The sequence below is a fragment of the Allobosea sp. TAF32 genome (genome assembly GCF_052113585.1).
Taxonomy (GTDB): Bacteria; Pseudomonadota; Alphaproteobacteria; order Rhizobiales; family Beijerinckiaceae; genus Allobosea.
Genome location: NZ_JBFRDM010000007.1, coordinates 19,193 through 43,609 on the forward strand (window position 1 = coordinate 19,193; position 24,417 = coordinate 43,609).

The 24,417-nt window shown below is 67.5% G+C and carries 17 protein-coding genes; 14 read left to right on the plus strand and 3 right to left on the minus strand.

The window, feature by feature from the left end:
• Positions 1-8 precede the first annotated feature (8 nt).
• The 10 genes from AB4Z16_RS15460 (at position 9) to AB4Z16_RS15505 (ending at position 11,862) form a co-directional block, all read left to right on the plus strand.
• Entirely contained in the window at positions 9-890 is an 882-nt protein-coding gene (locus AB4Z16_RS15460) for a DUF2163 domain-containing protein (RefSeq protein WP_441512247.1), read from the plus strand.
• A complete protein-coding gene (locus tag AB4Z16_RS15465) occupies positions 887-1,318 on the plus strand; it encodes a C40 family peptidase (RefSeq protein WP_441512248.1) in 432 nt (143 codons plus the stop codon). Before AB4Z16_RS15460 ends, AB4Z16_RS15465 begins: the two co-directional genes overlap by 4 nt.
• Positions 1,318-5,235 (plus strand): baseplate multidomain protein megatron, encoded by a 3,918-nt coding sequence (locus AB4Z16_RS15470; RefSeq protein WP_441512249.1) that lies wholly within the window; start codon positions 1,318-1,320, stop codon positions 5,233-5,235. Before AB4Z16_RS15465 ends, AB4Z16_RS15470 begins: the two co-directional genes overlap by 1 nt.
• Positions 5,236-5,298: 63 nt before the next feature.
• Positions 5,299-5,622 (plus strand): PepSY domain-containing protein, encoded by a 324-nt coding sequence (locus AB4Z16_RS15475; protein WP_441512250.1) that lies wholly within the window; start codon positions 5,299-5,301, stop codon positions 5,620-5,622.
• Between the two features lie 39 nt (positions 5,623-5,661).
• Complete coding sequence (locus AB4Z16_RS15480) at positions 5,662-6,330, plus strand: response regulator transcription factor (protein WP_265052504.1); 669 nt, start codon at positions 5,662-5,664, stop codon at positions 6,328-6,330.
• Between the two features lie 9 nt (positions 6,331-6,339).
• Positions 6,340-7,716 (plus strand): sensor histidine kinase, encoded by a 1,377-nt coding sequence (locus tag AB4Z16_RS15485; protein WP_441512251.1) that lies wholly within the window; start codon positions 6,340-6,342, stop codon positions 7,714-7,716.
• A gap of 68 nt (positions 7,717-7,784) precedes the next feature.
• On the plus strand, positions 7,785-8,888 hold the full coding sequence (ccmI, locus tag AB4Z16_RS15490; RefSeq protein ID WP_441512252.1) for a c-type cytochrome biogenesis protein CcmI: 1,104 nt from the start codon (positions 7,785-7,787) through the stop codon (positions 8,886-8,888).
• 41 nt (positions 8,889-8,929) lie between these two features.
• On the plus strand, positions 8,930-9,400 hold the full coding sequence (ccmE, locus tag AB4Z16_RS15495; protein ID WP_441512554.1) for a cytochrome c maturation protein CcmE: 471 nt from the start codon (positions 8,930-8,932) through the stop codon (positions 9,398-9,400).
• Positions 9,401-9,407: 7 nt separating this feature from the next.
• Positions 9,408-11,387: a heme lyase CcmF/NrfE family subunit gene (locus AB4Z16_RS15500; protein WP_441512253.1), complete on the plus strand. Its 1,980-nt coding sequence runs from the start codon at positions 9,408-9,410 to the stop codon at positions 11,385-11,387.
• A 4-nt stretch (positions 11,388-11,391) separates the two neighbouring features.
• On the plus strand, positions 11,392-11,862 hold the full coding sequence (locus tag AB4Z16_RS15505) for a cytochrome c-type biogenesis protein (RefSeq protein WP_441512254.1): 471 nt from the start codon (positions 11,392-11,394) through the stop codon (positions 11,860-11,862).
• Here AB4Z16_RS15505 and AB4Z16_RS15510 read toward each other — a convergent pair.
• Positions 11,859-12,377, minus strand: coding sequence for a hypothetical protein (locus AB4Z16_RS15510; RefSeq protein WP_441512255.1), 519 nt, complete (start codon positions 12,375-12,377; stop codon positions 11,859-11,861). The two genes, AB4Z16_RS15505 and AB4Z16_RS15510, sit on opposite strands and share 4 nt — an antisense overlap.
• Positions 12,378-12,561: 184 nt before the next feature.
• Between AB4Z16_RS15510 and AB4Z16_RS15515 the strand changes: the two genes are divergently transcribed.
• The 4 genes from AB4Z16_RS15515 (at position 12,562) to AB4Z16_RS15530 (ending at position 19,087) form a co-directional block, all read left to right on the plus strand.
• A complete protein-coding gene (locus AB4Z16_RS15515) occupies positions 12,562-13,734 on the plus strand; it encodes a trypsin-like peptidase domain-containing protein (RefSeq protein ID WP_441512256.1) in 1,173 nt (390 codons plus the stop codon).
• A gap of 210 nt (positions 13,735-13,944) precedes the next feature.
• Positions 13,945-14,628 carry a winged helix-turn-helix domain-containing protein gene (locus AB4Z16_RS15520; RefSeq protein WP_441512257.1) on the plus strand — a complete coding sequence of 228 codons (684 nt, stop codon included), beginning with the start codon at positions 13,945-13,947 and terminating at the stop codon, positions 14,626-14,628.
• Positions 14,612-16,114, plus strand: a complete 1,503-nt coding sequence (locus tag AB4Z16_RS15525) for a HAMP domain-containing sensor histidine kinase (RefSeq protein ID WP_441512258.1) — start codon at positions 14,612-14,614, stop codon at positions 16,112-16,114. The genes AB4Z16_RS15520 and AB4Z16_RS15525 overlap by 17 nt, the downstream gene beginning before the upstream one ends.
• A 15-nt stretch (positions 16,115-16,129) precedes the next feature.
• Positions 16,130-19,087: a bifunctional [glutamine synthetase] adenylyltransferase/[glutamine synthetase]-adenylyl-L-tyrosine phosphorylase gene (locus tag AB4Z16_RS15530; protein WP_441512259.1), complete on the plus strand. Its 2,958-nt coding sequence runs from the start codon at positions 16,130-16,132 to the stop codon at positions 19,085-19,087.
• A 123-nt stretch (positions 19,088-19,210) separates the two neighbouring features.
• Here the strand turns inward: AB4Z16_RS15530 and AB4Z16_RS15535 are convergent, their stop codons facing one another.
• Positions 19,211-21,508 (minus strand): PAS domain-containing sensor histidine kinase, encoded by a 2,298-nt coding sequence (locus AB4Z16_RS15535; protein ID WP_441512260.1) that lies wholly within the window; start codon positions 21,506-21,508, stop codon positions 19,211-19,213.
• A 226-nt stretch (positions 21,509-21,734) separates the two neighbouring features.
• Positions 21,735-24,380 (minus strand): aminopeptidase N, encoded by a 2,646-nt coding sequence (pepN, locus tag AB4Z16_RS15540; RefSeq protein ID WP_441512261.1) that lies wholly within the window; start codon positions 24,378-24,380, stop codon positions 21,735-21,737.
• Positions 24,381-24,417 lie beyond the last annotated feature (37 nt).

The following is a 24,417-nucleotide window of genomic DNA, read 5'->3' on the forward strand; positions in this document are numbered from 1 at the left end:
GTTCCACCATGCGCGCTATCCCCGCCGGTCTCGCCGCCCATATCGAGAGCGGGGCGACCACCCTGTGTCGCTGCTGGAGCCTGACGCGGCGCGACGGGCTGGTGCTCGGCTTCACCGATCATGACCGGGCTCTAGACTTCGACGGTCTGACCTATGCGGCGTCGACCGGGCTTGAGGCAGCCGAGACGACGGCCGAGCTGGGATTCGCCATCGGCGGCGGCGATGTCGCCGGTGCTTTCGCGGCATCGGGCCTGAACGAGGCCGACCTCGCGCGGGGGCTCTACGACGATGCGCGAGTCCGCGTCTGGCTGGTCAATTGGGCCGTGCCCGAGCAGAGGTTGCTGCTCGAGGAGGGCTTCGTCGGCGAGGTGCGGCGCGGCGAGTACGGCTTCACGGCCGAGATGCGCGGCATCGCCAAGGCCTTCGACGAGGAGCGTGGACGCCTCTACCTGCGCTCGTGCTCGGCGGATCTCGGCGATGCGCGCTGCGGCGTCGCATTGGTGCCGGTCGCCGCGGCCGTCAGTGGGAGCGATGGCCGCCTGACGCTGACCGCGGGAGCGCTCGCTTCCTATCCCGATGGCCACTTCACCGGCGGACGGCTTGTCTTCACCGGCGGCGCCAACGCCGGCTTCGCCACGGAGGTGAAGCGGCACGGCATCGAGGGCGATCACGCCGTCTTCCAGCTCTGGCAGATTCCGGCCGGAGCGATCCTTGCAGGCGACGCTTTTAGCGTCGCGCCGGGATGCGACAAGAGCTTCGCCACCTGCCGGACGAAATTCGGAAACGGCGTCAATTTCCGCGGCTTTCCGCATATGCCGACGACGGACTTCATCATCGGCGGCGTCCGTCCCGGCGACGGTGCGCTCGACGGGGGGAGCCTGTTCCGATGAGACGCGATGAAATCGTCGAAGCCGCGCGTCTATGGCTTGGCACGCCCTATCACCACCAGGCCTCGCTGTGCGGCGTCGGCTGCGACTGCCTCGGCCTCGTCAGGGGGATCTGGCGCGATCTGCTGGGCGAGGAGCCGGAAGCGCCGCCGCCCTACACGGCAAATTGGGCCGAAAGCCTGCGGCAGGAGACGCTGGCGAGCGCGGCGCTGCGCCATCTCATGCCGGTCGCGACCGGGGCTGAACGGCGTGGCGATGTGCTGCTCTTCCGCTGGCGCGAGCATCTGCCGGCAAAGCACTGCGCCATCCTGAGCGCGCCCGATCGCATCATCCACGCCCATGACGGGGCGGCCGTCGCCGAGGTCGCGTTCACGCCCTGGTGGCGGCGCCATCTCAGCCATGCCTTTTCCTTCCCCGGAGTGACCGACTGATGGCGACGCTTCTCCTCCAGGTCGCGGGCGCTGCGCTCGGCACAGCCTTGGGCGGCCCGGTCGGCGGCATGATCGGCCAGGCGCTCGGCGGTCTGGCCGGCGCGACCATCGACCAGGCCTGGCTCGGCGGCGCAGGCGGCAACAAGATGGTCGAAGGGCCGCGGCTGAAGGAGGTGAACGGGCTCGCCTCCACCGAGGGCGCATCGATTCCGCGGGTCTATGGCCGGGCACGCCTCGGCGGCCAGCTCATCTGGGCGACGCGCTTCGAGGAGGAGGTCAGCGTTTCGGTCACCCGCAGCAAGAGCGGCGCCAAGGGTGGCAGCTCGAAGAAGACTTTTGAGACAACCTACAGCTACCACGCCAACCTCGCGATCGGCCTCTGCGAGGGGCCGATCGCCTTCATCCGGCGCATCTGGGTCGACGGACGTGAGCTCGACGTCAACACGGTCGCGATGCGCGTCCATCACGGGCATGAAGCGCAGGAGCCGGATCCGTTGATCGCCGCGAAGGAGGCGGGCGACGCGCCGGCCTACCGCGGCTTGGCCTATGTCGTCTTCGAGCGCCTCCCGCTTGCCGACTATGGCAATCGCGTGCCCCAGTTCGATTTCGAGGTCGTGCGTGCCGTCGAGGGGCTGGGTGGCATGATCCGCGCCGTCTCGCTGATCCCCGGCGCCGGCGAATTCGTCTACGACACCAGGCCGGTCAGCCATGAGCCCGAGCCGGGCGTCAGCGAGAGCCTGACGCGCCACCAGCTCTATGGCGGCTCGGACGTCGATACGGCGCTCGGCCATCTCCTCGCGCTCTGCCCCGGTTTGCGCTCCGTTTCGCTCGTGGTGTCCTGGTTCGGCGACGATCTGCGCGCCGGTTCCTGCAGCGTCGCGCCGCGCGTCGAGATTCCGCACAAGCCGACGGTCGGTGCCGAATGGTCGGTCGCAGGGCTGGCGCGCGCTTCGGGCCGCCCCGTCAGCCAAATGGACGGCCGCCCGGCCTTCGGCGGCACGCCCTCCGACGAGAGCGTGATCGCACTGATTCGGCGCCTGCGCTTCGATTACGGTCTCGAAGTCGTCCTCTATCCCTTCCTGATGATGGATGTCCCGATCGACAATGCCCTGCCGGACCCCTGGTCGGGTGGGGTCAGCCAGCCGCGCTATCCCTGGCGCGGCCGGATCAGCTGCGATCCCGCGCCCGGCCGCACAGGGAGCGCGGAGGGAACTGCGGCCGCCGCCGCGCAGGTCGCCGCCTTCGTCGGCACGGTCGGGCCGGCCGACATGTCGCTTGTGGGCGATGCCATCGGCTGCTCCAAGCCAGACGAGTGGTCGTACCGCCGCCAGATCATGCATTGCGCGATGCTGGCGCAGGCCGCAGGTGGCGTCGAAGGCTTCGTGATCGGATCCGAACTGGTCGGGCTGACGCATTTGCGCGCAACGTCGGGCTATCCGATGGTCGAGCACCTCATCGGGATCGCTCAGGACGTCGAAGCCATTCTGCCCGAGGCGACCCTGACCTACGCCGCCGACTGGACGGAGTATGGCGCCGATGTCCGAGACGGCGGCGAGGACATCGATTTTCCGCTCGATCCGCTGTGGGCCTCGCCGGCGATCGGTGCTGTTGGCATCGACTATTATCCTCCGCTGTCGGACTGGCGCGATTCCGGCGATCACGCCGATGCTGCCGTCGCGCGCGGGCCCGCCGATCTCGCCTATCTCCGCAATCGGCTGACTGCGGGTGAAGCCTTTGACTGGTATTATGCCGATGAAGAAGGCCGTACAGCCCAGGTGAGGGTGCCGATCACCGACGGCGCCTACGGAAAGCCTTGGCAGTTTCGGCCCAAGGATCTGCATGGCTGGTGGAACAATGCGCATGTCCGGCGCTCTGGGGGCGCCGAGACCACTGCCACGCCCTTCGTTCCGGGCGCGAAGCCGATCTGGCTCACCGAGATCGGCATCCCGGCCGTGGACAAGGGCGCCAACGCGCCCAATGTCTTTCCCGACACGCGCTCGGCCGAGGGCGGCTTCCCGCCCTTCTCCAGCGGCGCTCGTGACGATCTGGTGCAGACGCGCGGGCTGGAGGCGATCATCTCCGGCTTCGATCCCGCCCGCCTCGGCTTCGATCCCACGCGCAATCCGGTTCATCCCGTCAGCGGGATCCGCATGGTCGACCCCGCGCATATCGTCGTCTGGAACTGGGATGCCCGGCCATTCCCGGCTTTTCCTGATCTCGGCGGTATCTGGGCCGACGGCGCCAATTTCGAGACCGGGCATTGGTTGAACGGCCGGCTGGAGGGAATACCGGTCGATCGCCTCATCGCCGGGCTGCTCGCCGAATTCGGCCTGCCGCCTGCAGAGGGCATGACCGTGGACGGCTTCGTGGATGGCTACGTCCTCGACCGCCCGCTTTCCGCCCGCCAGGCGCTCGAGACGCTGGCTCAGACCTTCGGCTTCGACGCCGTGATGAGCGCGGGGCGCCTGCGCTTCGAGGGGCGGGGCGGCAAGGTCGCGCGGCTGCTCGACCACGACGATTTCGTTGCGGATCGTGACGGCGAGCCCTTCACCCTGCGCCGCAGCCAGGAAACGGAGCTGCCGCTGGAGCTGCGCCTCGACTTCAGCGACAGCGAAAACGACTATCGCAAAGCCGCAAGCCGCTCGCGTCGCCTTGCCGGCGCGGCGCGCCGGGAGGTCGCGGTCGAGACGGCGATCGTGACGCGCATCGCCGAGGCCCAACGCCTGGCCGACCAGCGCCTGCAGGAGGCGTGGGCGGCGCGCGAGACGCTGGAATGCGAGCTGTCGCCGCGCTGTCTTGATCTCGAGCCGGGGGACGTCGTCTCCGTTCCGGTCGATGCGGGGCGCCGCTTGTTCCGGGTGACGCGCATCGCCGATGGCCCGACCCGGCAGGTCAGTGCGCGCGCGGTCGAGCCGGCGATCTATTCCAGTGCCGGCGCGAAGGGCGGCCCTCGCTCCCCGCGGACGCCGCCGGCCTTGCCCGGCCGGCCTCTTGTGGTTCCGCTCGCCCTGCCGATCGTCGCGGCGCAGCCACCGGCGCTGCTCTCGGTCGCGGCTTTCGCATCGCCCTGGCCGGGAGCGCTGGCGATCTGGAGTGCCGACGAGGCCGGCTTGTTCGATCTCGGCGGCTTCGTCGAGGCTCCCTCGATCATTGGCGAAACGCTGACCGAGCTCCCGCCAGGGCCGCTCTGGCGAACCGATCAGCGCACCGTGCTCGAAGTCCGGTTACGCGGCGGCGTCCTGTCGTCCGTGTCGCCGCATGCAGCGCTCGCCGGCGCCAACGCGCTGGCTTTGATCGGCGAGGACGGCGAGGTCGAGATCGTGACAGCGGCGCAGGTCGATCTCATCGGTCCGCAGCGCTTCCGCCTCTCAAATTTCGTCCGTGGAATTGGTGGATCGGAAGCGGGTGCTTCCCGCCATCTGCCGCCCGGGGCTCGCGTGGTCGTTCTCGACGGAGCGGCGGTGACACTGACGACGCAGCTGTCCGAGATCGGCAAACAGCGCCGCTATCGCATCGGCCCCGCGCGCCACGATGTCGGCGATCCGACGATGACGGAGGTCACGGTCGAGGTGCGCGCCGATGCGCTGCTGCCGTTCTCTCCGGCCCGGGCGAAGGCTCGCCGTTCCGACGCCGGCATCCGTCTGAGCTGGGTACGGCGCACCCGCAGCGACGGTGATTCGTGGGATCTGGCCGAAGTTCCCACCGGCGAAGAAGTTGAGCGCTACGAAATCCGCGTCCTCGATGGTGAGACGCTAATACATGCCGAAATCGTGAACGCGCCCGAATGGATTTATCCACCCGAGCAGGAGCTTGCGCATTTCGGCTCCGCGCAGCAGGAGCTCGCTTTGTCTTTGGCCCAGCTGAGCACAACCGTGGGGCGAGGGCGCGAATGGCGTGGACGGATCGCCGTCGGATGATCTAGTCTAGGTTGTGGTCGGGGTGATGCATTCATGGCCCATTCACGCGGATGGGATTAGCCCATGTCGATGATGCCGGTCGAACCGATCCTCGCTTTCGCGCTCATGACTTCGTCGCCGATGCCGATCATCCGCGTCGACGATGCGACGCCGATGTCTTGCCTGTCCTCGGATGAAACGCGCGACGCCGTTGCCGAAGGCCGGGTCATGCAACCTGCCGAGGCCTCGCGCCATGCCCGCCATGCGGCTCCCGGCGAAGTCGTCCGCATCAGGCTCTGTCGGCAGGGCGATGATTTCGTCTATGTCGTTACGACGCTGAAACGCGACGGGCGCGTCGCACGCGTGACGCTGGAAGGACAATCCGGCAAGATCGCCACCATCCGCTGAGCGCTTGCCGGCATCTGCACAAACTGGAGCGAACCCACCGTGAGACTGCTCGTCGTCGAGGACGACAAGGACCTCAACCGCCAGATCGTGACCGCGCTGGAGAACGCCGGCTACGCCGTCGACAAGGCTTTCGACGGCGAGGAGGGGCTCTATCTCGGCGAGACCGAGCCCTATGACGCCGTCATCCTCGACCTCGGCCTGCCGAAGGTCGATGGTGTCGCGGTGCTGCAGGGCTGGCGCCGGGCTGGCAAGACCATGCCGGTGCTGATCCTGACGGCGCGCGACCGCTGGAGCGACAAGGTTGGAGGGTTCGACGCCGGCGCCGACGACTATGTCGTCAAGCCTTTCCATGTCGAGGAGCTGCTGGCGCGCGTGCGGGCCCTGCTACGGCGCGCGGCCGGCCATGCCACCTCGGAACTGGTCTGCGGACCCGTCCGGCTCGATACGCGGGCAAGCCGCGTGGTGGTCGACGGCAATCCGGTGAAGCTGACCTCGCATGAATACCGGCTTCTCTCCTACCTGATGCACCATCAGGGGCGCGTCGTTTCGCGCACCGAACTGGTCGAGCATCTCTACGATCAGGACTTCGATCGCGATTCCAACACGATCGAGGTTTTCGTCGGCCGCCTCCGCAAGAAGCTCGGGGTCGACATCATCGAGACCGTTCGGGGCCTCGGCTACATCGCCGCCGCTCCGGAAAAGGTCTGATTTAGGGAGATGGTCCTCAAATCCCATCGTTATTCGCTGGGAGCGCGGCTCTTCCTCTCGGCAGCGTTCTGCTGCGTCCTCATCCTAGTCCTGGCGGGCGTCGGCCTCACCACCTTCTACCGCCGCTCGGCCGAGCGCGGTTTCGACGAGCGGCTTTCGGTCTATATCAAGCAACTCGTGGCTGACCTCGCCGCGCCGCCGGAAACGGAGCGCCAGACGGTTGGCGATCTCGGCGAGCCGCGCTTCGATCTGCCGCTGACTGGCTGGTACTGGCAGATCACCCGCCTCGACGGCGAGCGGCCCAATGTGCGTGCCTCGCGCTCGCTGGTCGGCGGCCAGCTGCCGAAGCTCCTCGACCAGTCGATCACGCCGAACAGCCGCGGCCTGCGGGAGAGCTATGTCTCCGGCCCGGACGATCGCATGCTGCGTATTCTCGAGCGCGAGATCGATGTCGGCGAGGACGGTCGCTTCACCGTCGCCGTCGCCGCGCCCGCCGACGAGATCGAGGGCGATATCCAGGATTTCCGCTTCGCGCTCGCGATGACCTTCCTGCTGCTCGGCATTGCGCTCGTCGCCTCGACGCTCGTGCAGGTCCGGTTCGGCCTGCGCCCGCTGGTGCGCCTGCGGACCGCGGTCGGTTCGGTGAGAACGGGCGAGAGCCCGCGCATCGTCGGCCAGTATCCGCCTGACCTCGCCCCGCTCGCCAGCGAGCTCAATCAGTTGATCGATGCCAATCACGAGATACTCGACCGTGCTCGCACCCAGGTCGGCAACCTCGCCCACGCCCTCAAGACGCCGCTCAGCGTCATGATGAACGAGGCGGGTTCGGGCGAAGGGCAACTCCCTCAGACGGTTCGGACACAGACGGCGATCATGCGCGATCAGGTCCAGTACTATCTCGATCGTGCGCGGGCCGCAGCGTTGTCCGGGGCGCTGGGTGGCGTCACCGAAGTGGTTCCCTCGCTTGAAGCGCTCCTGCGGACCTTCATGAAGATCTCCCAGGACAGAGAGATCGCCGGATCGCACGCCGTTCCGAAGACGCTGCGCTTTCGCGGCGAAAAGCAGGATTTCGAGGAGATGCTCGGAAACCTGCTCGACAATGCCTTCAAATGGGCGGCGTCCCGCGTTGAGGTTTCGCTGGAGGGCGCCAAGGCCGTTGACGACGAGAAGATGGCATTGCTGATCGACGACGATGGTCCGGGCCTCCCCGACGGCGCCAGGGCGGAAGTGCTGAAGCGCGGCCGCCGGCTCGACGAGGCGACGCCGGGTTCGGGCCTCGGATTGTCGATTGTCGTCGATCTCGCCAAGCTCTATGGCGGCGAGCTGACGCTGCAGCGTTCGCAGCTGGGCGGGCTGCGCGCGCGGCTCGTCCTGCCTTCGATCTAGATCAAATCCAAGCCCGCGTGACCCTTTGTCGCCATGAACTCGACCGGCCGATTCGCTAAGAACACCTCATGATGATCTGGACGATCTTTGCAGCGATGACGGGAGCGGCGATCTTCGCCTTGCTCCGGCCGCTCAGCCACGGCCAGGTTCAGGATTTCGCCGATATCGCGGATGCCAAGAGCCTCTATCGCGCCCAGCTCAAGGAGATCGATCGCGATCTCGGGCGCAAGCTGATCGCGGAGCCGGAAGCGGAGGCCGCGCGTGCTGAAGCGGCGCGCCGCCTGCTGCGGGCCGCCAACGACGAGGTGGGGCCTTCGGGCGAGACCGAACCGTCCTTGCGCCGCCGCCGGGCCAGCTCCGCGCTGATGCTGTCGGTTGTGCCGCTCCTCGCCTTATTGGTCTACGGGCTGTACGGCTCGCCCGGCTTCTCCGACCAGCCGCTGGCCGCGCGGGTCGAGAAGGCCGGGCCGCAGCAGGATTTTGCCGTTGTCCTGGCGCGCATGGAGGCCCATCTCGCGGCCAATCCGACGGACGCCAAGGGGTGGTCGCTGATCGCGCCGATCTATCTGAGACAGGGACGTTACGACGAGGCAGTGAAGGCTTTCGCCGCGACGGTTCGCTACGGCAGGCCCGATACCGATCTGCTCGCCGGGCTCGGCGAAGCCCGCATTCTCGAAGCTGGCGGGATTGTGACAGCAGCCGCGCGGGAAGCCTTGGCGGAAGCGGTCAAGCTCGACCCGAGGAATCCGCGAGCGCGCTACTACCTCGCCGTCGGCAAGGAGCAGGATGGTGACGGGGAGGGGGCACTTTCCGATCTGCAGCAACTCCTCGCCGATGCGCCGCCACAGGCCGATTGGGCCGGCGCTGTGCGCGCCCGTATCGAGCAGATGCAGGCCGATGCCGGGCGCAAGGCGGTCGCAGCCTTGCCGGAGGCCGAACGCCAGCAGGCGATCAAGGGCATGGTGGACGGCCTGGCCGCGCGGCTGGCCGATGGCGGCGGAACGCTGCCCGAATGGAGCCGCCTCATCCGGGCCCGCGCCGTGATCGGCGACCGGGATGCCGCGGTGCAAGCGGTGAAGACGGCGCGCGAGCGCCTGTCGCAGGATCAGGCTGCACTTGCGGCGATCGATGCCCTGGTCGATGAATTGGCCTTGAAGGATGCCAAGCCGTGAGTATCGCCCAGCCCACCCGCTCCATGCCGGCCAAGCGCCGCCTGACCCGCAAGCAGCGCCGCCTCGCGCTGATCGCGGCGGCCGGCGCCGTGCTGTGCTTCGCGGCCGGGCTCGTGCTCTTCGCGATGCGCGATACGATCGTCTTCTTCTACGGCCCGACGGAGATCGTCGAGAAGGGAGTAGCCCCCGGTACCCGAATGCGACTTGGCGGCCTCGTCGAGACGGGCTCCGTCCAGCGTGGACCAGGCCAGCGCGTCTCCTTCGCGATCACCGATGGCAAGACCGCCATGAAGGTCGGCTATGACGGGTTGCTGCCGGATCTGTTCCGTGAGGGGCAGGGCGTAGTGACCGAGGGCGTCTTCGAAGGAGCAGGGCGGTTCAAGGCAGATTCGGTGCTGGCCAAGCATGACGAGACCTATATGCCGCGCGAAGTCGCCGACACGCTGAAGAAGCAGGGGCATTGGCAGCCCGGCGGCGCCGGCGCACCCGCCGCGCCCGCGGCCAAGCCGTGAGCCGGGCATGATCGTCGAGATCGGTCATTACGCGCTGGCGCTGGCGCTCGGTGTCTCCGTCATCCAGGCACTGGTGCCGTTCTGGGGCGTCGTGCGTCATGACAGGGCACTGGCGTCGGTCGGCAGCAGCGCGGCGCTGATCAGCTTCGCGCTGGTCGCGTTGTCGTTCGCGGCATTGGTCGCATCCTATGTCCGTTCGGATTTCTCGGTGGCGAACGTCGTCGCGAATTCCCATTCGGCGCAGCCGCTGATCTACAAGCTGACCTCGGTCTGGGGCAACCATGAGGGCTCGATGCTGCTCTGGGTGCTGATCCTGACCCTGTTCGGGGCGCTGGTCGCGCTGTCGCGCAACTCATTGCCGCCGCGGCTGCGGGCCGGGACCCTGGCCGTGCAGGGGTTGGTCGCCGTGGCCTTCCTCGCCTTCCTGCTGCTCACCTCTAACCCGTTCCAGCGCCTGGCGCAGCCCCCGGCGGAAGGGCAGGACCTCAACCCGATCCTGCAGGACCTCGGCCTCGCGATCCATCCGCCGTTGCTCTACATCGGCTATGTCGGCTTCTCGATCACCTATGCCTTCGCCGTCGCCGCCCTGATCGACGGGCGCATCGATGCGATGTGGGCGCGTGCCGTCAGGCCCTGGACGCTGTTGGCCTGGACCTTCCTGACGCTCGGCATCGCGATGGGCTCCTACTGGGCTTATTACGAGCTCGGTTGGGGCGGCTGGTGGTTTTGGGACCCTGTCGAGAACGCCTCCTTCATGCCCTGGCTCGCGGGCACGGCCCTGATCCACTCGACCGTGGTGATGGAGAAGCGCGATGCGCTCAAGGTCTGGACGATCCTGCTCGCGATCCTGACCTTCTCGCTGTCGCTGCTCGGCACCTTCATCGTCCGCTCCGGCGTGCTGACCTCGGTCCATTCCTTCGCCAGCGACCCGGCGCGCGGCCTGTTCATCCTCTTCATCCTGGTCTTCTTCGTCGGCGGTTCGCTCGCGCTCTTCGCCTGGCGTGCGCCGCTCTTGCGGCAGGGCGGGCTGTTCGCGCCGATCTCCCGGGAGGGAGCGCTGGTCGTCAACAACATCTTCCTTGCCACTGCCTGCGCCACGGTTTTCGTCGGCACGCTCTATCCGCTGGTGCTGGAGATGCTGACCGGCGACAAGATTTCGGTCGGAGCGCCCTTCTACAACGCGACCTTCATCCCGGTGATGGTGCCGCTGCTGCTGATCCTGCCGATCGGCCAGTCGCTCGCCTGGAAGCGCGGCGATCTGCTCGGCGCCGCCCAGCGCAACGCCGCCGCCTTCGGTTTGGCCGTGCTGACGTCGCTCGCGGTGATCGCCTTCACCCGGGGCGGGCCGGTCCTGGCGCCGCTCGGCGTTGGGCTCGGCGTCTTCCTGATCCTGGGGGCGGCGGTCGATCTTGGCGAGCGCATCGTCGCGCGAGCCAGCGGCTGGCAGGCCGTGCTGTCGCGCGCCAAGGGGCTGCCGCGCTCGGCCTGGGGCACGGCGCTGGCCCATGCCGGCATCGGCTTCAGCATCATCGGCATCGCCGCTCAAGCCTGGAGCACCGAGTCGCTTGCGGTCCTCAAGCCGGGCGAGCGCCTGACGAGCGGGCGCTACACGGTCGTGCTGGAGGGCGTCACGCCCCGGACCGGGCCGAATTTCCGCGCCGAGGTCGCGCGTTTTCAGCTGTTCTCCGGCGACCGGGAACTGGCGCCGCTCGAGGCGTCGAAGCGCATCTATACCGCCCGAAGCATGCCGACGACCGAAGCCGGCATCCGCACGGACGGGCTGAGCCAGGCCTATGTCAGCCTCGGCGAGGCGCAGGATGGCGGCGTCGCGGTACGGCTTTACGACAAACCGTTGATCCTGCTGATCTGGATTGGCTCGATCATCATGGCTCTGGGGGGCGGGCTTTCGCTCACCGACCGGCGCTTCCGGCTGGCGGCTCCGAAGCGTGCCGCGCCAGCGGTGGCCGCGCCGCAGCCGGCGGAGTAGGCCGATGCGTCGCCTTCTCCTGACGTTTGGCATCGTGCTGCTGGCAATCACCGGCGCACAGGCCGTGCAGCCCGACGAGGTGCTGAAGAATCCGGCGCTGGAGCAGCGGGCACGCGCCATTTCCGGCGGCCTGCGCTGCCTCGTCTGCCAGAACCAGTCTATCGACGATTCCGATGCGCCGCTGGCGCGCGACCTGCGCCTGCTCGTGCGGGAAAGGCTCGTTGCCGGCGACAGCGACAAGGCGGTGGTCGATTTCGTGGTCGCCCGCTATGGCGATTTCGTGCTGCTTCGTCCGCCCTTCAATGCACGCACGGCTTTGCTCTGGGCGGCGCCTTTCGTCATTCTGCTGCTGGCGCTCGCCTTCGTATGGATGCGCGCGCGCCACCGCACGGCTTCGATGGCTGGGCCGCAGACTCTGTCCGCCGAGGAGCGCGAAAAGCTCGCGGCTCTCATCGCGGCGGACGAGAAGCCCTAGCGGCTAATCCCGCACGCCCGAAACAGTTCGTGCGAATAGGCGCGCATGCTGGTGCCGGCGATAGCATAGGTGCCCCGGCCGGTCGGGGCGGGATGAGGCGAAGCGAAGGTCGCATAGGTTCGTGCGAAGCAGGTAGCGTCGCTGCCGGAATAGCCGCGCTCCGCCGCGACTCTCAATCCCGCACCATAGGCTCCGCCGCGTGCGCGTGATGCGCCGGGCGCGCCGAAGCGCTCCGAATCTCGCCGTGCCGCCAGATCCTGCAGTCGGTCGATCCCGCAGCGAGAGCGCTGCTCCGCATTGTAGGCTGGCGTCGAGTTGGCATACCAGCTGCGCTTGCCGCCGAGCTTCTCGACGACGACCGCATGTTTCGCGAAGACGCGAGCATAGCAATCGGCGTTTTCATACCCCCGTGCCTGCGCCACCCGCAGCCCGGTATTATAGGCCGAACCCTGCTGCGCGACGGCAGGGCCGCTCAGGCAGGCCACGGCAAACGAAATCCCCCAGATGATACGCATAGGCGCCTTCCCCCATCCCAGGCACAGGGGGCGCCGGCGAGCCGCCAGCCGTCAAGATGGTGCGGGCGGTCTTGCCGCTGAATCTTACGAAACCGTCATGTTCAGGCCAAAGCCGCGTAAGGCGGCTGGCATCATCTTCCTCGTCACGAACAGGGAAAACCCTGACGCTCACGAGGTTCAAATCATGACGACACAGAACGAAACCCGTAAGTCCATCCTGAAGCGCGGCGCCCTTCTCGCCGGCACCGCCATTCTCGGCATCGGTCTGGCCGCCGGCCTTGCCGACAGCGCCCTGATGCAGAACCACAACGCCATTGCACAGCCGATTCAGCTCTCCGGCGCGCAGAGCACGCTGCCTTCCTTTGCCGATCTGGTCGACAAGGTGAAGCCCGCGGTCGTCTCCGTCCGCGTCAAGACGCAGGCCGCAGCCGCCAGTGACGAGCAGAATCTGGATGATCTGCCGCCGCAGCTGCGCCGCTTCTTCCGCGAGCCTGGCGAGAACGACCGTCCGAACAAGCCGCAGCCGCGCCAGGGCATGGCTCAGGGCTCGGGCTTCTTCGTCAGCCAGGACGGTTATGTCGTGACCAACAACCACGTCGTCGAGAACGCCGTGGAGGTCCAGCTCGTCACCGACTCCGGCAAGACGCTGGAAGCCAAGGTCATCGGCACCGATCCGCGCACCGATCTCGCCCTGCTCAAGGTCAAGGATGCCGGTGACTACCCCTATGTGAAGCTCGGCGAAGGCAAGCCGCGCATCGGCGACTGGGTGCTGGCGATCGGCAACCCCTTCGGCCTCGGCGGCACGGTCACGGCCGGCATCGTCTCGGCCCAGGGGCGCGACATCGGCTCCGGCCCTTATGACGACTACATGCAGATCGACGCGCCGATCAACCGCGGCAACTCGGGTGGTCCGACCTTCAACCAGAATGGCGAAGTCGTCGGCGTGAACACCGCGATCTACTCGCCTTCCGGCGGCAATGTCGGCATCGCCTTCGCGATCCCGGCCTCCACGGTCAAGCAGGTCGTGGACTCGCTGAAGAAGGATGGCACGGTGGCGCGCGGCTTCATCGGCGTGCAGATCCAGCCGGTCACCGGCGAGATGGCCGATGCCATCGGCCTGAAGGAAGCCAAGGGCGCGCTCGTCGCCGAGGCGCAGGGCAACGGCCCCGCAGCCAAGGCCGGCATCCGCCGCGGCGACACCATCACGGCGGTCAACGGCGAGGCGATCAAGGACGCCCGCGACCTGTCCCGCAAGATCGCGACCTTCGCCCCTGGCACCAAGGCCACGATCACCCTGTTCCGCGAAGGCAAGTCTCGTGACGTGACCTTCGAGGTTGGCCGCCAGCCGGCGGCCTGAACGAAGCAGGCAGGTTCCCTCGGTCTTCCTGTCGCCCCAGCCGAGGGGACCAGCCATCGCGGCGGCAGGCCGGATGCGTATCCTCCGGCCTGCCGTTTTTTGTTTATGCGTGACGTGGAAGCCGGCGCGCGTGAAGAAAATGCGATAGGCGGAAACAGAGCAAAGGCCGGTCCGTTTGGATCGGCGTTTGCTCTGAGCTAGGTTATACTCATGCGACTCCTGATCGTCGAAGATGATGCCGAGGCTGCGGCCTATCTGACCAAAGCGTTCCGCGAGGTCGGCCATGTCGCCGATCATGCGGCCGACGGGCTGCAGGGCTATGCGATGGCTGAGGGTGGCGGCTACGACGTGCTGGTCGTCGATCGCATGCTGCCCCGCCTCGACGGTCTTTCCCTGATCCGCTCGCTGCGCGAACAGAAGGACGAGACGCCGGCGCTCATCCTGTCGGCGCTGGCCCAGGTCGACGACCGGGTGAAGGGTCTGCGCGCGGGCGGTGACGATTACCTGCCCAAGCCCTATGCCTTTTCCGAATTGCTGGCCCGCGTCGAGGTGCTGGCCCGCCGCCGCGGCGCGCCGGCTTCGGAGCCGACCAGCTATCGCGTCGGCGAACTGGTGCTCGATCGGCTCGCCCATCGCGTCACCCGCGAGGGGCAGGAGATCGTCCTGCAGCCGCGCGAGTTCCGCCTGCTCGAGTATCTGATGAAGCATGCTGGGCAGGTCGTGACGCGCACCATGCTGCTGGAGAACGTCTGGGACTATCACTTCGATCCCCAGACCAATGTCATCGACGTGCATGTCAGCCGCCTGCGCGCCAAGGTCGACAAGGGTTTCGAGCAGCCGATGATCCACACCATCCGCGGCGCGGGATACATGGTCCGTGACAGCGCCCGCTGATGCTCCCGCACGACGGCGCCAGAAATTCCTGCCGACGCTGTTCCGCACCACCGCCTTCAAGCTGACGGCTGCCTATCTCGTCATCTTCGCACTCTTCGCCGCCTTCGTGCTCGGCTATGTCGCCTGGAATGCACAGCGTCTGCTGACCGACCAGATCCGCTCGACCATCGATGCCGAGATCCAGGGGCTGGCCGAGCAGCAGCGCCAGGGCGGCATCCGCCGGCTGGTCAACATCGTCGAGCGCCGCTCGCGCGGGCCGGGTGCTTCTCTCTACCTCGTCACGACGCCGGTAGGCGAGCGCATCGCCGGCAATGTCGAGGCGATCCCGCCCGGCACGCTCGATCGTACCGGCGAGAGCGAGATCGAATACGCTCGCTCCAGCGAAACGGTCGATACGCCGAGCCATGCGCTTGTGCGCGTCTTCATCCTGCCGGCCGGGTTCCGCCTTCTCGTCGGCCGCGATCTCGAGGAGCGTGACCGGCTTGGCGCCGTGATCCGCCGCGCCGCCGGCTGGTCGGCAGCGCTGGTCTTCGTTCTCGGCTGCTTTGCAAGCTGGTTTGTGGCGCGCCGCGTGCTGAAGCGTATCGATGGCATGAGCGAGACGGCGCATGGCATCATGGAGGGCGACCTGAAGGGGCGCCTCGCCATCACCGGCACTGGCGACGAACTCGATCGCCTCGCGCTGAATCTCAATGCCATGCTCGACCGCATCGGAGAGCTGATGGCGGGCATGCAGCAGGTGACCGACAACATCGCCCATGACCTCAAGACACCGCTCACCCGCTTGCGTAGCCGGGCCGAGGAGGCGCTGCGCAGTGCACGGTCGCCGGACGAGCTGCGGGCTGCGCTTGATGGCTCCATCGAGGAGGCGGACAATCTGATCCGCGTCTTCAACGCCCTGTTGATGCTGGCACGGCTGGAAGCGGGCCGCGTCAGCGACAATATGGCTGAGCTTGATCTCTCGGAGATCGTCTCGGGAATGACGGAACTCTACGAGCCGCTCGCCGAGGATGCCGGGCTCTCGCTGGTCGGCGAAGTCGAGCCGGACCTGCGGATCGTCGGAAACCGCGAGCTGGTCGGGCAGGCCGTCGCCAATCTGATCGACAACGCCCTGAAATACGGCGGCCCCGAACAGGGCGGGGACGGCACCGTGACCGTCGCCGCAAGGCGCAACGGAGCCGAGATCGAGCTTTCCGTGGCCGATCACGGGCCAGGCATCCCGGAAGCCGATCGCGGCCGCGTGCTCGACCGTTTCGTGCGGCTCGACACCAGCCGCAGCAAGCCCGGCTTCGGCCTGGGCCTGTCGTTGGCAGCCGGTGTCGTGCGCCTGCATGGCGGCCGCCTCGGCCTGGAGGACAACGCTCCCGGGCTGCGCGTCGTCATCGCCCTGCCGATGGCTGAGAGCAAGTCTGTGGAAACGCAGGCGGCTCCCGAAGCTCAAAGCTCGACAGCCGTCGCAAACCCTGCTGGCGTGCCGTCCTCCTGAGGAGGAAGGTGTGCGATGGTTGAGCGGCTCTGTGACAGGCTGGGTGCGGCACCGGTCTTGCCGGCACGCGCCAAGGCCGAGGCGCTGCTGGCGCGCGAGCTGATCGAGCGGCTGCACGACGAGGCGGCGGCCGAGGCGCTGAAGACTCATCTGGCCGAACATCCGCGCAGCGCCGCTCTGGTCGCCGGTGTGCTCGCGCATTCTCCCTTCCTCTCCCAGGTCGTGCGCTTCGATCCCGAGGCCCTGCTCGCCTGCCTGACGCAAGCGCCCGAGGCGCGTCGTGACGCACTGCTCGCCGGGATCGAAGCCTTTGCCGGGGCTGGCTGCGAGACCGCGGACCTGATGCGCGAGCTGCGCCGCTTCCGCCGCGCCATGGCGCTCCTGATCGCGCTCGCGGATATCGGCGGCGTCTGGAACGTCGAGACTGTGACGGCAGCGCTGACTGCGACCGCCGACATGGCCGTGCGCCTCGCGACCAACCATGTGCTGCGACAGGCCGCCGATCTCGGAAAAATCAATCTGGCCGACCCCGCCAATCCGGGGCCCGGCTCCGGCCTCGTCGTGCTGGCGCTCGGCAAGCATGGCGCGGGGGAACTGAACTATTCCTCCGACATCGACATCGTGGTCTTCTTCGATCCCGAGGCGGCGGAGGCCGCTGGCGTCGGCGAGCCGTCGAGCTTCTTCGTCAAGCTCACCCAGCAGATCGCCCGCATCATCCAGGAGCGCACGCCGGACGGCTACGTCTTCCGCGTCGACCTGCGGCTCCGACCCGACCCCGCCTCGACCCATGTCGCGATCGCGCTGCCATCGGCTTATTCCTACTACGAGACCGTGGGCCAGAACTGGGAGCGCGCCGCCATGATCAAGGCGCGCCCGATCGCCGGCGACACCGATCTCGGCCTGCGCTTCATCAAGGATCTCGCCCCCTTCATCTGGCGCAAATATTTCGACTTCGCGACCATCGCGGACATCCATGCGATGAAGCGCCAGATCCAGACGGTGAAGGGCCACGAGACCATCGCCGTCGCCGGCCACAATGTGAAGCTCGGCCGCGGCGGCATCCGCGAGATTGAGTTCTTCGTCCAGACGCAACAGCTCGTCTTCGGCGGCCGCCGCCCGGCGCTGCGGGGGCCGCGCACGCTCGACATGCTCAAGGAGCTGACGAACGAAGGCTGGATCACGCCGCAGGCACGCGACGAACTTTCCGAATCCTATCGCTGGCTGCGCACCATCGAGCACCGCCTGCAGATGCGCGACGACGAGCAGACCCAGACCCTGCCGAAGGCGGCGGGCGATCTCGACGCCTTCGCCCGTTTCTGCGGCTATGCCAACGCCGCCGCCTTCGGCAAGGAACTGACGGCCCATGCCAAGACCATCGAGGGCCATTATGCCCTGCTGTTCGAGGAAGGGCCGAGCCTTGCCTCGGAAGCCGGGACGCTGAGTTTCACCGGTTCCGAGCCCGACCCGGAGACGGTCGAGACGCTCGGCAAGCTCGGCTTCCGCGATGGCATGACGGCGGCGGAGACGGTGCGGGGCTGGCATTTCGGCCGCCGCGCCGCCGTCACCAGCGCCCGCGCCCGCGAAGTGCTGACGGAGCTGACACCGGCGCTGCTGGTCGCGCTCGGCCGCACCGCCGATCCCGACGGCGCGCTCGCCCATCTCGACAACGCCTTCGTGCGGATGCCGGCAGCGGTCGAGCTTCTGACGCTGCTGCGCTCGCATGATTCCCTGCTGACGCTCTTCGCCGAGATCCTCGGCAGCGCGCCGCGCCTCGCCAAGGTCGCGGCCTTGCATCCGCATGTGCTCGACGGGGTCATCGACCCGGCATTCGGGCAGGCGGTGCTCGATGTCGACACGCTGGAACGCCGCATCCGCAGCTATGTCGGCTCGCCGCCGCCAAGCGTAGAGGACGGGCTCGACCGGCTCCGTGACGCCGCCCGTCAGGAGAATTTCCTCGTGGGCGCGCGGCTGCTCTCCGGCGTCTATCCGGCACAAGGAGCAGGTCAGGCCTATTGCGCCGTGGCCGAAGCCTGCCTGCGCGTGGCCTTTGCCGATACGCGCGCGTCTTTCACTGCCGATCATGGCGTAATCGACGGGGCGGAGACGGTCGTGCTCGGGCTCGGCCGGCTCGGCGCGGGAGAGCTGACGCCGTCATCCGACCTCGATCTCATCCTGCTCTACGATCGGCCCGAGGATGCCGGGCCGAGCAGCGGCGCCAAGAGCCTCGATCCTGTCACCTGGCATATCCGCTTCACCCAGCGGCTGGTCGCGGCGCTGACGGTGCCGACGCGCCGCGGCACGCTCTATCAGGTCGACATGCGCTTGCGCCCCACCGGCAACAAAAGCCCGGCGGCGACGCAGTTCGCCGGCTTCGAAGCCTATCACACCGGTGAAGCGGAGATCTGGGAGGAGATGGCGCTGACCCGCGCCCGCGTCGTCGCCGGCGACGCCGGGCTGGCGAAGCGGGCCGAAGCGTCGATCCGGGCGATCCTCTCCCGCAAGCGCGCGCCTGCCAAGGTCGCGGCTGCCGTCGCCGAAATGCGGGCCCTGATCGCCAAGGAGAAGGGCGAAAAGGACGCCTGGGACCTGAAGCTGGCTGCCGGCGGTCTGACCGATCTCGATTTCCTCGCCCAGTTCCTGCTGCTGGCCTATGCCAGCGACCATCCCGGCCTGATCGTCAACGATACGGCCTCCGTCTTCGCCGCCGCGCGGGCGGCTGGGCTGCTCTCTGACGGGGATGCTTCGATGTTGCTCGATGCACATCGCCTGATCGGCGACGTCCAGCTCTGGCAGCGCTTCACGGTGGAGGAAGCGTTCGATCCCAAGGCCGTGCCACCTCGGGTGCTGCGGCGGATCGCGACGGCGGTCGGACGGCCCGACGCCAAGGTGCTGAAGGCGGAGTTGGACGAGGTGCGCGCAGCGGTGAGGGCGATCTTCACGCGCGTGCTGGGAGAGGCCCGGAAGGGAAACTAGGCGTCACGCTCGGGCCAGGCCCGGGACCCTCATGACGAGAGGACGCAGGAGCCACTTCCGGCAGGAGATGCCCGGGTCTGGCCCGAGCATGGCGAGGCGGCGGCCGCCGGAGGCGGTTTAGGCTCAGGCCGCCTGCGCGGTGACGCGTTCGGCGCCGCCGTCGAGCGGCAGATGCACCATCACGATCGTCCCGGCGCCCATCGCCGAGCGCAGCCTGAGCGAGCCGCCATGCAGCTCGGCCAGCGACCGGGCGATGGCGAGGCCGAGGCCCGAGCCCTTGTAGCTGCGCACCAGATCGCCCTCGACCTGCTCGAACGGCCGGCCGACGCGGTCGATCTTCTCCTTGGGGATGCCGATGCCGGTGTCCTCGATGAAGATGTTGAGCGCGCCCGGCACATGTCGGGTACGCACCGCGATCCGCCCGCCTTCCGGCGTGAACTTGGCGGCGTTGTCGAGCAGGTTGCCGAGGATCTGGTAGAGCGCGCGCGGATCGGCCTCGAGATGGGTGTCGAGCGGGCCCTCGAGATTGACGATCAGCTGCTTGCGCTCGATCTCCGGCTGCACCTTGAGCAGGGCCTGATCCAGCACCGGGCCGATGGCGATCTCGGACTTCTCCAGCCGCATCTTGCCGGATTCGATGCGCGACATGTCGAGAACATCGTCGATGATCCCCAGCAGATAGCCGCCGCTCGAGCGGATGTCGCGGACGTAGTCGGAGTATTTCTCGCCGAGCGGGCCGAACAGGCCGTTCTCCATGATCTCGGAGAAGCCGATGATGGCGTTGAGCGGCGTGCGCAGCTCATGGCTCATATTGGCGAGGAATTCGGACTTGGCGCGGTTGGCGCTCTCGGCCGCCGCCTTCTGTTCGAGGTAGCGCTCGGCTAGATCCGCGAGCTGCTGGGCCTGGGCTTCCAGCTTCTGGCGAGAGGCCTTGAGGTCGGTGACGTGCATCAGGAGCTGGTGCTCGGACTGGGTCAGGCGCTCTTCCTGCTGCTTCAGCTTGGTGATGTCGGTGCCGACCGAGACCGAGCCGCCATCCTTGGTGCGCCGGCCGTTGATCTGGAGCCAGCGCCCGTCGGAGAGCCGCGCTTCATAGGAGGTGGCGCCGGCGGCGCCGCGCTGGACCCGCATCGGCTCCTGATCGATCTGCGGCTGGGCCGAGCGCTCCATGATCTCGTCATAGCTCGTGCCCGATTGCAGGGCCTCGGCCGGGAGCTGGTGGAGCTGTTGGTACTTGGCGTTGCAGAGGATCAGCCGGTTGTCGGCATCCCAGAGCACGAAGGCTTCCGAGATCGCCTCGACCGCATCGCGCAGGCGGGCGTCGGCGGTGGCGGTGCGCTCGGCCATGCGGCGCTGTTCGGAGATGTCGACGACGATGCCGACGAGGTGGCGCGAGCGGGTGCGCCGATCGATGACGAGCTCGGCACGGGCCTTGAGCCAGATCCACTCGCCCGAAATCGCGCGGACCCGGAATTCCTGATCGAGATGGCTGGCCTCGCCGCGGCTCACCGCATCGGCGATGGCGTAGAGGTCGACGTCCTCATGGTGGATGAAGCTGCTGACCTCGCCGAACGACATGTATTCGCCAGCGCGGTCGTAGCCGAGCAGGGCATACATCGAATCCGACCAGTAGATGCGGCCGCGGGCGAGATCCCAGTCCCAGAGGCCGCAATGGCCGCGGTTGAGCGCGGTGTCGATGCGTTCGCGCACGCAGTCGCAATCCTCGTCGGCGGCGCGGGCGCGCTTCGACTGCAGCATGAAGGCCAGCGTGATGACGCCGAGGACGAGGCCCGCCGCGCCGAACAGGATGGCGAGGCCGGAGCGGCGGATCTGCCAGACCGAGAGGGCGCGCGAGACCGGCTGCAGCACCGCGACCTGGCCGAGCGGGGCGGCGAGGTTGCGCACGCTCGCGAAAACCTCGGCGCCGTTGGGCAGGGCTATGCGCATCACGCCGGCGCGGTCGCCGAAGACGGTGAGCGGCTGGGTCTGGCCGAGGAAGTCGGTGAGGCTGCGCTGCGTCTGGCCGATCACGGGCTCGCTGGCGATGACGCGCCCGTCGGCGCCGCTGACATGGACGATGCGGCCATGGGCGGCGAGGTGGCGGGCCGTGAGCCCGGCGAGCACCGCCGCGGGCTCCTTGCCGGCGAGCGTCGCAGTGTCGAGCTCGCGGGCGACCAGCGCGGAAACCAGATCCATATCGGCGGCGGCATCCACGAGCGCGTCGTCGCGCATCGCGGATGTCTGCATGATCGCGCCGGCGCCGAGGATGACGAGGAAGAACCCGACCAGGACGGGGATCGCAGTTCTGAGTGCGGGCTCGAAACCCTCGAAGCGCTGATACAACGGATGGGTCAGCGATCTCGCTACACCCAGAATCGTATCGGCGCGCACAGGTGCGCAATCCGCGTTGGCACGCGACATGCCCGTCCCCCTTCGGAAAACATTACCGTCAGTAAGATCGGGAGACGTGCCGCATCCCCGCGAATCACAGTCAGTTGAATCCGAGAGCCCGGTTTTGTCTAGCCCTGAGTTGCGTTGGGAGCCCAGAATTCTCCTTTAGGTTGTGTTGCTTATCCGATGAATCCTGCGCGGGTAATGAAACGTTAATGAATTGGACAGGTCGCCGTTAACCTTTGGGAAGACGGGCTCAGGCGAGGGCTCTTTCGGCGATGTCGGCGACATCCCGCGACAGGTTCGGCATCCGCGCGACGGTGCTCAACGCCTCCTGTGCCAGCTGCTTGCGGCCGGGCTCCAGCATGCGCCAGCTCTTGAACGAGCCGAGGAGGCGCGAGGCGACCTGAGGGTTGGTCTTGTCCAGCGCGATGACGATGTCGCAGACGAAGTCGTAGCCCTCGCCATCGGCGCGGTTGAATTGGGTGAGATTGGCCGCGAACCCTCCGATCAGCGCCCGCACCCGGTTCGGATTGCCGAGCGAGAAGGCGGGGTGCTGCATCAGCTGCTTGACCCGCTCCAGCGTCTCGGGCTCGGCGATCAGCGCCTGCGCCATCAGCCATTTGTCGAGGACGAGCGGCTCGCCGGCATAGGCCGCCGCAAAACGGGTGATCAGGGCTTCGCGTCGCTCGCCGGGGATCAGCGTCATCGCGGCCAACGCTGCCAGTCGGTCGGTCAGGTTGTCGGCGGAAGCGAATTGCTCCTCGCACAGAGCGGCGCCCTCTGCCGGGGTGGCGAGAGCGGCGAGCCCGAGCAGTTCGTTGCGAAGTGCGCGACGCCCGGCGGAGCTGGCGTCCGCCTTGAACGTGCCCTTTGTCGCCAACGCCTCTCGCAAAGGCGGAAGCTGTGGGAGGACGGCCGCTCCGATAGCGGCCGACAGGCTCCGGTGAGCTTTGAAGATCGCGTCCGGATCGACGTCGCGGCCGATCTCGCGTGCGATGTCGGCGGGAGCCGGCAGGCGCAGCACCTGCGCGGCGAAGGCGGGGTCGGCCAGAGCTTCGGCCTTAAGGAAGCCGTCCAGCGCCCGGCCGAGCCCGGTGGCTGTCGCATTGAGCGCGCTGCGGGCCGCGCCGGGCTTTCCGGCCGCGACGAGGGCACGGATGGCGATGGTCTGCAGGGCCTGCCAGCGGTTGAAGGAATCGCTGTCCGCCGAGAACTGCCTGACGAGATCGGCGTCCGCGAGATCGAGTTCCAGCCGTGCGGGCGCTGAGAGGCCGCGCAGCAGCGAAGGGATCGGCGGTTCGTCGACATTGTCGAAGGTCACGGAGAGCGAGGCGCTGTCGAGAATGACGAGGCCATCGCCGGCATAGGCATTGGATTGCGTCTGCAGCGGCAGATCGCCCCCGGCTCCGACAAGGCCGAGCTTGATCGGCAGGACGACGGGCTGCTTGTCGCTCTGGCCGGGCGTCGGCGGCGTGCTCTGTGCCAGGTCGAGCGTATAGCGCCGGGTCGCAGCGTCATAGCGGCCGGAGGCGACGATGGTCGGAGTGCCGGCCTGCTCGTACCAGCGGGCGAAATGGCCGAGGTCCTTGCCCGAGCTTTCCGCAAAACAGGCGAGGAATTCCTCGATCGTCGCCGCCGTGCCGTCGCAGCGCTCGAAATAGAGGTCCATGCCCTGCCGGAAGGCTTCGTCGCCGATCAGCGTCTTGAGCATGCGGATGACCTCCGCACCCTTCTCGTAGACCGTCGGTGTATAGAAGTTGTTGATCTCCTTGTAGGCGCGCGGCCGCACCGGATGGGCGAGGGGGCCCGCATCCTCCGAGAACTGCGTCGAGCGCAGCGTGCGAACGTCGGCGATGCGCTTCACCGAGCGCGAGCGTTCGTCGGCGGAGAATTCCTGGTCGCGAAAGACGGTGAGCCCTTCTTTCAGGCAGAGCTGGAACCAGTCGCGGCAGGTAATGCGATTGCCGGTCCAGTTGTGGAAGTATTCATGCGCGATGATCGCCTCGATCGAGGCATAGTCGCCGTCGGTCGCGGTCTGCGGGTCGGCCAGGACGTATTTGTCGTTGAAGATGTTGAGGCCCTTGTTCTCCATCGCCCCCATGTTGAAATCCGACACGGCGACGACGTTGAACACGTCGAGATCATAGTTGCGGCCGAAGACCTTCTCGTCCCAGCGCATGCAGCGGACCAGTGAATCCAGCGCCCAGCCCGCGCGTCCGGCCTTGCCGGGCTCGACATAGACGGCGAGCTCGACCTTGTGGCCGTCGGCCGTGACATAGTCCTGCCGGACATGGTCGAGCGCGCCGCCGACCAGCGCGAAGAGATAGGCCGGCTTCGGATGCGGGTCGTGCCACAGGGCGAAATGCCGGTCCGTGCCCGGCACTTCGCCGGTGGCGATGAGATTGCCGTTCGAGAGCAGGACGGGCGCCTCGGCCTTCGCCGCTTCCAGCCTGACCGTGTAGACGCTCATCACATCGGGTCGGTCGAGGAAATAGGTGATGCGGCGGAAGCCGTCGGCCTCGCACTGGGTGCAATAGACCTTCGACGAGCGGTAGAGCCCCATCAGCTTCGTATTGGCGGACGGATCGAGCTCGGTCTCGATGGTCAGCGTGAAATCATGCGGCGGCGGGCTTGGTATCGTCAGCGCCTGCGGCGTCGCCGTATAGGCGGAAGCATCGAGCGGCTTGCCGTCGAGGGCGAGCGATTTCAGCGCCAGCTCGTCGCCGTCGAGCTTGAGCGGCGCGCCGGGCTGCCCTTCCGGATTGGGGCGAAAGGCGAGCAGGGCGCGCACGCGCGTCTTCTGCGGCTGCAGGCTGATGTCGAGATCGACCGTGTCGATCAGCCAGTCGGAGGGGCGGTAATCCTCGAGGCGGATCAGCGGAGCATCGTCGTTGCGCATGGGAGCCCTGATGGCGAAGTTCAGGGAGCGTTTCTAG

Coding starts and splice junctions, on each gene's coding strand:
- AB4Z16_RS15460 (WP_441512247.1), top strand. CDS start 9: ATGCGCGCTATCCCCGCCGGTCTCGCCGCCCATATCGAGAGCGGGGCG.
- AB4Z16_RS15465 (WP_441512248.1), top strand. CDS start 887: ATGAGACGCGATGAAATCGTCGAAGCCGCGCGTCTATGGCTTGGCACG.
- AB4Z16_RS15470 (WP_441512249.1), top strand. CDS start 1,318: ATGGCGACGCTTCTCCTCCAGGTCGCGGGCGCTGCGCTCGGCACAGCC.
- AB4Z16_RS15475 (WP_441512250.1), top strand. CDS start 5,299: ATGTCGATGATGCCGGTCGAACCGATCCTCGCTTTCGCGCTCATGACT.
- AB4Z16_RS15485 (WP_441512251.1), top strand. CDS start 6,340: ATGGTCCTCAAATCCCATCGTTATTCGCTGGGAGCGCGGCTCTTCCTC.
- ccmI (WP_441512252.1), top strand. CDS start 7,785: ATGATGATCTGGACGATCTTTGCAGCGATGACGGGAGCGGCGATCTTC.
- AB4Z16_RS15500 (WP_441512253.1), top strand. CDS start 9,408: ATGATCGTCGAGATCGGTCATTACGCGCTGGCGCTGGCGCTCGGTGTC.
- AB4Z16_RS15505 (WP_441512254.1), top strand. CDS start 11,392: ATGCGTCGCCTTCTCCTGACGTTTGGCATCGTGCTGCTGGCAATCACC.
- AB4Z16_RS15510 (WP_441512255.1), bottom strand. CDS start 12,377: ATGCGTATCATCTGGGGGATTTCGTTTGCCGTGGCCTGCCTGAGCGGC.
- AB4Z16_RS15515 (WP_441512256.1), top strand. CDS start 12,562: ATGACGACACAGAACGAAACCCGTAAGTCCATCCTGAAGCGCGGCGCC.
- AB4Z16_RS15520 (WP_441512257.1), top strand. CDS start 13,945: ATGCGACTCCTGATCGTCGAAGATGATGCCGAGGCTGCGGCCTATCTG.
- AB4Z16_RS15530 (WP_441512259.1), top strand. CDS start 16,130: ATGGTTGAGCGGCTCTGTGACAGGCTGGGTGCGGCACCGGTCTTGCCG.
- AB4Z16_RS15535 (WP_441512260.1), bottom strand. CDS start 21,508: ATGTCGCGTGCCAACGCGGATTGCGCACCTGTGCGCGCCGATACGATT.
- pepN (WP_441512261.1), bottom strand. CDS start 24,380: ATGCGCAACGACGATGCTCCGCTGATCCGCCTCGAGGATTACCGCCCC.